Genomic DNA, 11,824 nt, shown 5'->3' on the forward strand with positions numbered 1-11,824 from the left:
CAATTAAGCTTGATAATGCTTCTAGTATTTAAGTTTTGAAAATTTACATAAATCATAGTCAATGAAAATTCAACAACCATCCGTTTTAATTCCCGATCCATGCAACAATCCTCTCGCGTACTATGCAATACGCTGTCTTAAAAAAGCTAATAGTGAATTTAAGATAAATGTGATTGTCTCTTCAGACCAAGTATCAGATGAGAATCAATGGTTATATTTTTACAAGCATTCGGCATATATTGATAGTTTAGTTATTTCGAAAAATAGGATGAATTCAATAAAGTATTTAGATGAGGTAATTAGGACAATCGAAACTCAAGGAATAAATATTATATTTCCGGCTTCTGAAGAAAGCTTCAAGTTTGTTTCAAAATATAGAGATAAATTGTCAAAATTGTGTAGAGTAGTAGCATTACCAAGTGAAGAAAATTTAGATACAGCCTTTGACAAATGGAAGTTGCACCTTTTATTAAAAAAACATAATATTCCAACACCTGAAACAGTTTTACTTAAAGAGATTGAGAATATTAGCCAATTTAATTATCCTGTAATACTCAAACCAGTTGATGGCAGTGGTGGAAAAAATATACAAAAATTTGAGTCTTTAGAAGAAGAAAACTTTCAGGCTCTTTGTAACTATCCCAACGATGCCTATATTGTTCAAAAATATGTACCTGGTCATGACATAGGTTGTAGTGTTCTTTGTCAGGATGGGCAAGTTCTTGCTTACACAATACAACAGCAATTAGGGTTAACAAAAGGATTTACTCCCAAAATTGACAAATTGAAGTTTGTTCATGATTCTGCTGTTATTGATATAGTCACAAAAACTATGAATGTACTTAAATGGAATGGTGTTGCTAATTTAGACTTAAGATATAATTCTCAGACAGGGCAAATTAATGTTATTGAAATCAATCCACGGTTTTGGCAATCTCTAATGGGTTCTCTCTCAGTTGGTGTAAACTTTCCGTATATTTTATATTTACTATCAAATAACATCAATTTTGAGAAGATTTCCTATAAAGAACAATATTATGCTAAATTCCATAGGTTTATTCAAGATGCTTTCAACGGCTCTTTAGAATATAGTTTGTTTGATACGAATGTTAAATATTTTTTATCAGATCCAAGTGGTATACTCCATTTCTTATTTTATAAGCTTATTAAACAGAAGTTACTTCAAAATATGAAAAGTATATTCTCTTTGCAATCTCAGAAATTACAAAATGTTAAATAACAAGTAAGTGTAAAGGTTTTTAAGTCATCAACAATACTTTGAGGAGTTTCTCATGAAAAAATCTGAATTATTGCAGCCTTATCAGATAATCCAAACTACTGAAAATAATCATGACTAAACCAATCTTGCTCTCAACTCCACACATGGGCGATCGCGAGCTAGAACTCATCAAAGAAGCTTTTGATACTAACTGGATTGCACCAGTAGGCCCACACGTAAATGCTTTTGAGCAAGAATTTTGTCAAGAAACTGGGGCTGGGTATGCGGCGGCTGTTAGTTCTGGTACAGCAGCTCTGCATTTGGCTTTACGGTTAGTAGGTGTCCAGTCTGGAGATGAAGTTTTTTGCTCTACCCTGACATTTATAGCTACCGCCAATCCAATTGCTTACCTAGGAGCAAAACCAGTATTTATTGATAGCGATCGCACTTCTTGGAATATGAATCCTGACTTATTGCAGGAAGCGCTAGAGAACCGCGCACGTTTTGGTAGATTGCCTAAAGCAGTGGTACTTGTGCATCTGTATGGTCAAAGTGCAGATATCGATCCCATCCTAAAAGCTTGCAATCAATATGACGTTCCTTTAATTGAAGACGCAGCTGAAGCTTTAGGTGCTACCTACAAAGAGCGTTCCCCCGGAACTTTTGGGCGCATTGGCATTTACTCCTTTAATGGCAATAAAATCATCACTACCTCCGGCGGCGGGATGTTGGTTTCCGACGATCCACAATTGGTAGCAAAAGCCCGTTTCTTAGCAACCCAAGCACGTGATTCATCTCCCCATTACCAACACTCGGAAATTGGTTACAACTACCGCCTGAGCAATGTTTTAGCTGGTATTGGTCGCGGTCAATTACGTCTTTTAAATGAGCGAGTGGCAGCTAGAAGACGCAACTTTAAAATTTACCAACAGGTTTTAGGAAATCTCCCAGGCATAGAATTTATGCCGGAAGCTATTTTTGGCTGTGCTACTCGGTGGTTAACCTGTTTAACAATCGATCCAGCAACTTTTGGAGCAGATCGAGAACAAGTCCGCATCGCACTTGCCGCACAGCAAATTGAAACTCGTCCTGTATGGAAGCCTTTGCATCTCCAGCCTGTGTTTGCTGAGTGTGAATATATTGGAGATACAGTCGCTAAAGATTTATTTACACACGGTCTTTGCCTACCTTCGGGTTCTAATCTTACAGACGAAGATTTGGAGCAAGTGATTAGTGAAATTCTAGCAGTTCACCATAATAGTTCTAAAAGTCCTACTTCTATGTCTCTATTTAATCGGTAGCTTGGCTTGACAAATTATCTATCTTATTTCTTTTGCTTGTTAGCAATATTGAGTCATTCAAGCTTAATTACATCAATCATCAAAAATTCAATTTAAATTTATGGAATCTCGAACAGAAAGCATTATTACGTTTAATACCTATTTGCAAATTTTGAAGCGCCGATGGTTGTCTTTTATAGTAATATTTTTCCCAGCTTTGCTAATTTCATTGCTACCTTTGTTATTAAGACAACCTAATTATATGGCAGAGGGAAAGCTGCTGTTCCACAAAACAAATATAACTTCTTCCCTAACGGGAGTAGGAACAGAAATAAACAAGCTAGAATCAGTATTTCAGGATCAAACCAATCCTTTAAATACAGAGGCAGAAGTTATACGCTCTATACCTATAGTGCAAAAAGCTATAAACAAACTCAAGTTGAAGGACGACAAAGGGGAGCTTATAAAGCTCCAGGTTTTTCTTAAAAAATTGACTGTGAATAATATTGACGGAACTGATATTTTATTAGTCTCTTATCAAGATAACAACCCGGAAATTGCAACAGAAGTTGTTAATAAATTGATGGATGCTTATTTAGAATATAATGTATCCGCTCAGAGGAATCAAACTACGGCTGCTCGCAAATTTTTAGAAAAACAGATGCCGAATGCAGAATTAACTGTTCTAAAAGCAGAAGCCGATATCGCAAATTTTAAAGAAAACTATAAAAGTGTTTCCCTGCCAGAGGAAGCAAGTAAGGCAGTAGAAAATATTGCAGATTTACAAAAGAAATTTAGTGAAGCTCAATCAAGAATTGCTGATATCGATGCACAATCTAAAGAAATCCGTGAACAATTGGGTATGAACTCTCGGCAGGCAATGATTAAGACTTCCCTTAGCCAAATTTCAGGTGTACAAAATATTCTCAAAGAAATCCAACAATTAGAGTCGCAACTTACGCTCAGGCGAACTGTTGTAAAAGACACCCATCCGCAAATTATAGATTTAGAAGACAAATTAAAGTCTTTAAATGAGCTACTGCAACAACGTATAAAAAAAGTTACAGGAACGAATAAACTACAACTAAATCAAAACTATGAATTAGGAGAGCTACAACAGCAACTCTCAGCGAAGCTTATAGAATTAGAGTCAACCCATCTAGGTTTAGAAAGCCAAGCTGCTGCTTTATCTAACTTACAAGCTAGCCACAAACAACGTTTGAGTTATCTTCCGAGATTAGAACAACAACAACGCCAGTTAGAACGTAAAGCACAAGTTGCACAATCTACTTATTTACTTTTGCAACAAAAGCTAGAAGAAAGCCGTTTAGCGGAAAATCAAAACTTAGGTAATGCAATTATCCTATCCGAAGCTCAAGTTCCTCAAGAGCCTATTTCTTCTCCTTTTATGCTTGTGAGTGCTTCTTTATTGGCTATCCTGGCTACTTTAGTGGCTATCTTTATTTTGGAAGCAACAGATAAATCAATTAAGACTGTTGATGAGACCAAAAGTTGTTGGGATTGACCTTTTTTTAATTGGAGCGAAGCGACTTGACTTCATTAGGGATTATTCTTTCTTTGAGTAATACCATTTCACGAATATTACTGAATTCTAAATGCAAACTTCCGAATCAATTTTATGGATCTGCCTAAGTAGAAAATTCCAACCGATGTGCAGTACCATTATCGACAAAACTCTGTTCACCAACGCCGACTAGTTCCACAATGGTTTCACGTGTTATGGGTGAGAACTCACCTTCTCTGGCTGCAATCTCAACAATGGTTGTTTGCTGCTCGGAATAAACATGGTAAGTTGTGGTGCAAAAGGCTCCTGTTTTGTACTCAAAAGTATGACCATCATCTTCATAAAGGGTAAACTCACCAACGCCCTTCCAAATCCGCAGTCTCATTTGGTTTATGGGATGTTCATCTACATATTGCATTACTGGTGCGATCGCAATAATCGAGCCAGCACGAACATATAACGGCATTTTCTCCAGTGGTGCATAAGCAAGAATGTGAGTTGGCCCTGTAAATTCCTCTCCACTCCACCAATCGTACCAACAACCTTCAGGCAAGTACACAGCACGATGTTCAACGCCTGGACGGTAAATAGGTGCTGCTAGTAACGAGGGGCCAAGCATTACTTGATCGGCAAGAGAAAAGGTTTTTGGGTCATTGGGGAAATCATACAGAAGTGGGCGAAGAATTGGTGCGCCAGTAGTTGCAGCTAACCAAAAAAGACTGTAAATATAAGGTAGTAGTTGATAACGGAGTTCAATATACTCGCGGCAAATTTTTTCGATGCGATCGCCAAATACCCAAGGCTCATGCTGTGCAGTAGTTAATGCTGAATGCCCACGCATCAAGGGGTAAAGCATTCCTAGCTGCATCCAACGCGCATATAGTTCAGCCGTAGCATTCCCCGCAAACCCCCCAATATCACTACCAACAAAGGGAATGCCCGATAGACCCAGGTTACAAAGCATGGGTATGGACATTTCCAAGTGTTCCCACAGAGATTGATTGTCTCCTGTCCAGATAGCTGACCAGCGTTGAATGCCAGCATACCCAGAGCGTGTCAATATAAAAGAGCGTTCAGTCGGACGAGATATTTTAGCTCCTTGATAAGATGCCTGTGCCATCATTAGCCCATAAAGATTGTGAACTTCCTTGTGGGTGGTTATTTCCTCAATTGGCCCCTGCGGTGCATCAAGGGGAAAGGAAATTTTGTTACCAGGGTCGCCGAATGGACGGTCATCCAGTGCGGGTTCATTCATGTCGTTCCAGATGCCGGCAACACCAATATCAGTCAAACTTTTTTGCCAATTTCCCCACCAATCTCTAACTTCAGGACGTAGGTAATCAGGAAAGACAGCCTTGTCTGGCCAAACATAGCCGTGGAACAATTGACCATTAGTTTTTCGGATGAAATAGTTATTCTTTAATCCCTCATCAAAAACTTTGTAATCTGCTTCTGGCTCGTATTTGACTCCCGGATCAACAATCGTCACTACTTTAAATCCATCTTGTTTGAGATTTTGGATTAATTTTTGAGGGTCAGCAAATCGCTTGGGACTCCAGGTAAAAACCCTATAGCTATTCATATAGTCAATATCTAAATGAATAACATCACAGGGAATGCGACGCTGACGAAATTCATCAGCTAGTTTGCCTACTATATCTTGTGACTCATAACTCCAGCGACATTGGTGATAACCTAATGACCATCGAGGTGGCAAAGGCATCCGTCCAGTTAACTGCGTATAAGTCTGGATAATTTTCGCAGGTTCAGGCCCATAAATAATGTAGTAATCTAGTTCACTCCCTTGAGTTTCCATCTGCCAGACTCCAGGCTGCTGTGCGCCCAGATCAAATCGGCTCCAATAAGTAGTATTAAAAAAAAGTCCGTATCCCAATCCAGGACGCAAGGCGATGAAAAAAGGAATTGCCTGATACATACTGTCTGTCATGATGCCGTAATCGATCGCATCTGATGCCCAGTTGGTTTTGACTTTTGAACGCTGATCTAGTAAACCAGTCGGTTCACCAAAACCATAGAAATGTTCGTCAGATTCAATCCGTTTCCACCCAGCAACTTCCCCTGTCCGCCACCCCATCCCTAAGTCTGTATCTTGTGCAAAAGGCTGTCCTGCTGAGTCAAAGCACTGGATACGACACGGATCGCGGGACACGACAATACACAATTGCTCAGTTTCAATTTCTATAGTCTCTGCTTTTTCCCGCACTTCAAACGGCACAGTAGGCCATTCTTCATCCGCAAGTGTCACTGCCCACGATCGCCTAGAGAGAAATTTACCACTTGGGGCCATCCTTACCCGAATTAAGTTTGGTGCTAGCACACTAACTATTAGACAGGGGTCGCCGCACAGCAATAGGATATGGCGCTCATTCTGTTGTATTGCTTGTACTGCTCCCAGGGTTGACCAAGGCGCTTCAGTTGTGTGCAGTTGTCCAAAGTATTGTGGCATAATTTCTGATTTCAAGATAACTATTTTACCCAATTGAGATTCACATAAACTACTACTCAAAAGCGTGTATCTTTAGGCATAGCGTATATTGAACTTTATTTATCACTGTCCTAGGCAATCAAAGCCGCGCTTTGGAGCCAAAAGTAGTAATATCTGCGATCGCAGATATTATCCCTTCAAGAGCGAATGGCACTAAGAAAAGCTGAAACCTCGTCAGGGTAGGGTGTGGGAGGTGTGGGAGGACGGGGAAGAAGTCTTACCCCCCACACTCCCCACACTCCCCACACTCCCCACACTCAAAAAGCAAGTTATATCAGGGCTTTGCGATTAACAAGCGTGCCATTCCTTCAAGAGCGATCGCTTTCTATGCCCCACGATTACCCGTTTCTATGTGAATACGAAATTCTGATCAAAATCTCAAGGTGGATGAAGCTATGAGCTAAATTTGTTACTGTTGGCTAAAAATTACAGTTGAGTAAATTTGATGAGTGGTCGAACAGTACGCTCCTACGCTTTCCTATCAATTGGGGCAGCAGTTGTTACTATTGCTTTGAAGTTTGGGGCTTATCTGCTAACCGGATCGATAGGGTTGCTTTCGGATGCAATTGAATCGTGTGTGAATCTGGCGGCAGCATTGATAGCACTGTGGGCAGTAACTTATGCTGCCAAACCAGCCGATGCAGAACACACCTTTGGGCATTCTAAAGCGGAATATTTTTCCAGTGGAGCAGAAGGTGCATTGATTATAGTTGCAGCTATCAGTATTGGAGTTGAAGCTTGGGGAAGATTACTGCATCCAGAAGCGATCGCTCAAGTGGGATTGGGTTTGGCTCTATCGATGTTGGCAACAGCAGTCAATGGAGGAGTTGCTTTTGTCTTGCTAAAAGCGGGACGACGTTTGCGTTCGATTACACTGCGAGCTGATGCTCACCACCTATTTACTGATGTCTGGACTTCGGGTGGTGTGATAGTGGGAATCTTTTTAGTTCAGGTAACAGGTTGGCTAGTACTTGACCCAATCATCGCTTTGTTGGTAGCAGTCAATATTGTCTGGACAGGATTTCGTTTGCTACGAGAAAGCTTTTCTGGATTACTGGATACTGCCTTGCCTATTGAAGAAATAGAGACAATCCGGGTTATTCTCAGTAAATATGAACGCCAAGGTATCCAGTTCCATGCAATGCGTTCTCGGATTGCTGGAACACGTCGGTTTATTTCCTTTCATGTTTTAGTACCTGGAGTATGGACAGTGCAGCAAGGACATGATTTATGCGAAGCAATTGAGTTGAGCATCATTCAAGCATTGCCAAAAAGCAGCATCACAACTCATCTCGAACCATTAGAAGACCCTGTATCCTGGGACGATCAGGAATTGGAGCGGACTAGTAACTAATGACAAGAATCACTTGCAAGTACTGTTCAAGAGGTCAAATAATAGGTGAAGCAACTTCTAAACACAAAACAGCCACCTCTGCCCCATTCAACGATCCAACATCAGCAGCATTTTTTGAATAAGTGTATGTATGAGGCGGTAGCCCCTAGGGACGAAAAAAAGCCAGTACCTCTGGAAATCTGCATAATTCTTTACCTAATTACACAGAAGTTACAGTTAGTAACTTCTGTGTAATTAGCAATTTTAAAAATTTTAACTATTTCCTTAACTGTCTTAACTGTCTTAACTGTCCGCTTAACTGTCTTAACTGTCTTAATTGTCTGGTTAGCTATCTTAACCATCCGCTTAACTATCTCCTTAACTGTCTTAACTGCTATTGCATTTTGTAGATAAAGCTGAGATGATTTGTAGGCTGAAGTTCAGCCTGTTCTTTGAAATGCAGTTATTAAATTGAAAAATAATCTAACTTAATAAATTTATTGTAGAAATCTATCATAATGAAAGTTTTTTCCGATATTAAATAGTAGGAATAAACGTAAATATTATCTCATAAGCAATCCCTAATCCATCTCAAAAAACTATGGATTTCACACTAATAAAAAATATAAAATGCTTGTTATTAATGAAGGACGGTATCAGGAAAATTATACCAGCATAAATAGAAAAGCGAATACTAAAAATAATTTTTACTTTGTTAGATTTAATTGCTAATATTTAAACCGGAGGTGTTCTTAACAATCAGACTAATAGAATTTTATTAACCTTAAATAAATCTCATACATTTCCGAGCGCCAAATTATAGTGTTGAAAATCTCCTCAAAAATATCTTTAGTATAGGAATGAGATATTTTACGAGCTATTATTTAAACACATAGTTCATTTAAAAAAGAATATATTATTCTCATGAAAATATTTTTCTGAATTAGATACTTAAGTAGTGTTTTCATCAGCATCCAAGTGTAAGGATTTTAGGTAATTATTATAATGGATGACATAGTTAAAAAACTTGCTGGTCTGGGTCTTCCTGGTGTAATACTCGTGATTCTAACGGTAACAACAGGGGGGAGTTCTGCTGCTGTTGCAGCTATTCTGACAGCCTTGGGAGGGCCGTTTGGCATCGTCGGAGGTATAGCCCTGCTAGGTCTAGTAACTTTGGTCGGAGATACTGTAACGGGATATGGAATTGAAGCCATTCTTAAAGGCATCTATACAGAACGTAGCAAAACCGAATCTGTGATATTTCTCCTCAAAGAAATTCAAGGTTTACCGATTACAGAGGAGCTAAAACTCAAACTGAAAAATCAACTTAGCGTAGCAATGATTACTGATACTAAAGAGGTTCGATATCTAAAAAAAATTGAAATCATCGAGAAATAGTTTTTATAAAACTGTACATTGGTCAACCTAAATCTTGACCAATGTACAGTAAAATAATACTATTTTTCTCAAAGGGGACTTTAATAAAGATATAAAAGGAATTCGCACTCGAATTGTGAACAATCTGAGAGTAAATCCCGATTATTTGATTCCACTAGATAAAGAAATTATTCCTAAAACTGCAATTGGCAAAATTCAGCGATCGCAACTTAGCCAGCGCTTTAATGCAGGTGAGTTTAAAGCAATCATTAAACGGATTGATATATTACTGGGTAATGCCAATACTATTCCTGACTAGTTTTACCGTAAAGTATGAAAGCAAAATTACAAATTTATTTTTTTGTGGAGATTAAAATCTTGTGACAAACCAGATATATAGCCAATCAGTACTAACATTTGATGGTCAAGATGATTACATAGATTTTGGCAAAAACGATTTTGCTGGTGTTTTTGCTCAAGGAAGTTCAGCCTTTACGATTTCAGGATGGGTGAATCCTCATAAACTAACAGATAAAGCCACCACTTATGGAACGCGCAACGTTTTTTTCGCTCGTTCTTCAGATCGATATAGTGATAATTTTGAGTTTGGCATCAGTGAATCAGGGAACCTAGATGTATACATTGACGAGAATGTTGAAAAATTTATCAAACCCTTTGGTAATGGAGAATTAACTGTCGGACAATGGCACTTTTTTGCTATTGTTTTTAATAAGGGTCAAGTAAGTATATACCTTGACGAAAATGAGTACTTTGGCTACTTCACAGGTGACTCTTTAAACAAAGCAACGAGTTCTGTGACTCTGGGCGCGACTTTACACAACAACATATATTTCACCGGTCAATTAGCTAACATTAGCGTCTGGAATTACCCTTGTCCCCCAGTGGAAATCCAGAGGCATCGCTATCAGCCTTTAGTTGGCAATGAACAGGGATTAATCGCTTATTGGGCATTAAACGAAGGGCAAGGGACCAGTGTAAAAGACCAAACTGGAAATGGCCATGATGGAAAATTGCGTGGCAATCCCAGTTGGGATGTTGCACAACTTCCCTTTGGAATTACACAATCATCCAGCGAGAGTGAGACACAAGAACAGATAGCAAGTAGTCCTGATGGGGAACAACCAGAGGAAACTGTGGTGGTGGATGAGGAAAGCCAGTTGATTGCAGAAGTTATCCCCACTGAAGTAACTGCGATCGCTGAAGATGATTTGCGGCAACTATCCGTTGAGGTTCCTCCGGTTGTAGAAACTGACATCCCCACAGAGAAAACAACAAAGGGAAAAAAAGGGACAAAAAGACAGACCGAAAAATCTGCAAATATTCAAACTAACCAGCCAAAGGGACAGAAATCAGAAACAGCCCAAACAGTTGCAGTCAATATCCAACAACAGGAACAACCACAAACATTAACTCAGGAGCGATCGCCAAAAGCTATGAATACTAAAGCCAATTCCAAATATAAAATCCTTGCTATTGACGGAGGCGGTATTCGGGGCATTATCCCCACCATGATCCTGGCAGAAATTGAAAAGCGGACACAAAAGCCGATTTTTAGTTTGTTCGATTTAATTTCTGGCACTTCTAGCGGAGGAATTCTGGCACTCGGATTAACTAAACCCCGATTAGATTTAGAGGCCACTGATACCTCTCCCACCGCCCAATATAGTGCTGAGGATCTCTTGCAAATATATATTGAGTATGGGGCTGAGATATTTTACGAGCCATTCTGGGAAAAAGTACTCGGTCAAATAGAGGATATATTCGTTCAACCAAAATATTCTTCCGAAGGAAGAGAAGAAATTATTAGGCAATATTTTGGTGATAGTCCTCTAGAAAATAATCTCAAAGAAGTTTTTGTAACTAGCTACGATATCGAGCAGCGAATTCCAATATTCTTTACTAACAAACTGGAAAAACAACAGACAGAATCGAAAAAGTTTCGTAAGTTATGTGCAGGTTTTACCCTCACAGATGCGGCATTAGCAACTAGTGCAACTCCAACTTATTTTGCTCCCTATCGCGTTTCTAGCTCCCATAATACCAACGGCTTTTACACTTTAGTCGATGGTGGAGTAGTTGCTAATAATCCAGCTAATTTGGCTATTTTAGAAGCACAAATCAGTAGACAAGAAACAAAACAAGCCCTGAATATAGAGGATATCTTATTAGTATCCTTGGGTACTGGTTCCTTGACCAGTGTCTACGCTTATGATGAAGTGAAACAATGGGGACTATTACAATGGGCAAAACCACTGTTAAATATTGTACTGGACGGTGGAAGCGAAGTAGTAGCTGGAGAATTAGAACGGTTATTTGAGGCTACTAATAAAGGGAGTAAAGCTTCTTATTATCGATTCCAAACATTCTTAAAAAGCGAACTTGAAGCAATAGATAATGCCAAACTAGAAAATGTCCGGCAGTTACAAACTTTAGGTAGCATACTGATTCAAGAAAAAAGTCAACAAATCGATGAGTTGTGTAGTATTTTAACAAGCTAAATCTGAGAGGATGTTTTAAAAGTTGCCTTGGCGATATCAAAAGTTTTAGTTCCCTCTAAATCCCT

Annotated in this window: 8 protein-coding genes; 7 read left to right on the forward strand and 1 reads right to left on the reverse strand. The window is 39.0% G+C overall.

The genetic code is table 11. The features are described 5' to 3' along the window. Positions 1 to 61: 61 nt before the first annotated feature. The 3 genes from ACFFRD_RS28945 (at position 62) to ACFFRD_RS28955 (ending at position 4,024) form a co-directional block, all read left to right on the forward strand. Entirely contained in the window at positions 62 to 1,240 is a 1,179-nt protein-coding gene (locus tag ACFFRD_RS28945) for an ATP-grasp domain-containing protein (RefSeq protein WP_392479104.1), read from the forward strand. A gap of 110 nt (positions 1,241 to 1,350) precedes the next feature. After that, a complete protein-coding gene (locus ACFFRD_RS28950; protein ID WP_392479106.1) occupies positions 1,351 to 2,520 on the forward strand; it encodes a DegT/DnrJ/EryC1/StrS family aminotransferase in 1,170 nt (389 codons plus the stop codon). Positions 2,521 to 2,620: 100 nt separating this feature from the next. Next, complete coding sequence (locus ACFFRD_RS28955) at positions 2,621 to 4,024, forward strand: GumC family protein (protein WP_392479107.1); 1,404 nt, start codon at positions 2,621 to 2,623, stop codon at positions 4,022 to 4,024. 124 nt (positions 4,025 to 4,148) lie between these two features. On the opposite strand, the gene ACFFRD_RS28960 is transcribed toward ACFFRD_RS28955, so the two are convergent. After that, complete coding sequence (locus ACFFRD_RS28960; protein ID WP_392479109.1) at positions 4,149 to 6,491, reverse strand: glycoside hydrolase family 31 protein; 2,343 nt, start codon at positions 6,489 to 6,491, stop codon at positions 4,149 to 4,151. A 484-nt stretch (positions 6,492 to 6,975) separates the two neighbouring features. On the opposite strand from ACFFRD_RS28960, the gene ACFFRD_RS28965 reads away from it, so the two are divergent. The 4 genes from ACFFRD_RS28965 (at position 6,976) to ACFFRD_RS28980 (ending at position 11,759) form a co-directional block, all read left to right on the forward strand. Beyond that, a complete protein-coding gene (locus ACFFRD_RS28965) occupies positions 6,976 to 7,884 on the forward strand; it encodes a cation diffusion facilitator family transporter (protein ID WP_392479110.1) in 909 nt (302 codons plus the stop codon). Between the two features lie 984 nt (positions 7,885 to 8,868). Further along, entirely contained in the window at positions 8,869 to 9,261 is a 393-nt protein-coding gene (locus tag ACFFRD_RS28970; RefSeq protein WP_392479113.1) for a hypothetical protein, read from the forward strand. Positions 9,262 to 9,376: 115 nt separating this feature from the next. After that, on the forward strand, positions 9,377 to 9,559 hold the full coding sequence (locus ACFFRD_RS28975; protein WP_218651479.1) for a hypothetical protein: 183 nt from the start codon (positions 9,377 to 9,379) through the stop codon (positions 9,557 to 9,559). A gap of 61 nt (positions 9,560 to 9,620) precedes the next feature. Continuing rightward, positions 9,621 to 11,759: a patatin-like phospholipase family protein gene (locus ACFFRD_RS28980; RefSeq protein WP_392479115.1), complete on the forward strand. Its 2,139-nt coding sequence runs from the start codon at positions 9,621 to 9,623 to the stop codon at positions 11,757 to 11,759. Positions 11,760 to 11,824 lie beyond the last annotated feature (65 nt).

Source organism: Nostoc sp. C110 (assembly GCF_043099725.1).
Classification (GTDB): Bacteria; Cyanobacteriota; Cyanobacteriia; order Cyanobacteriales; family Nostocaceae; genus Nostoc; species Nostoc muscorum_A.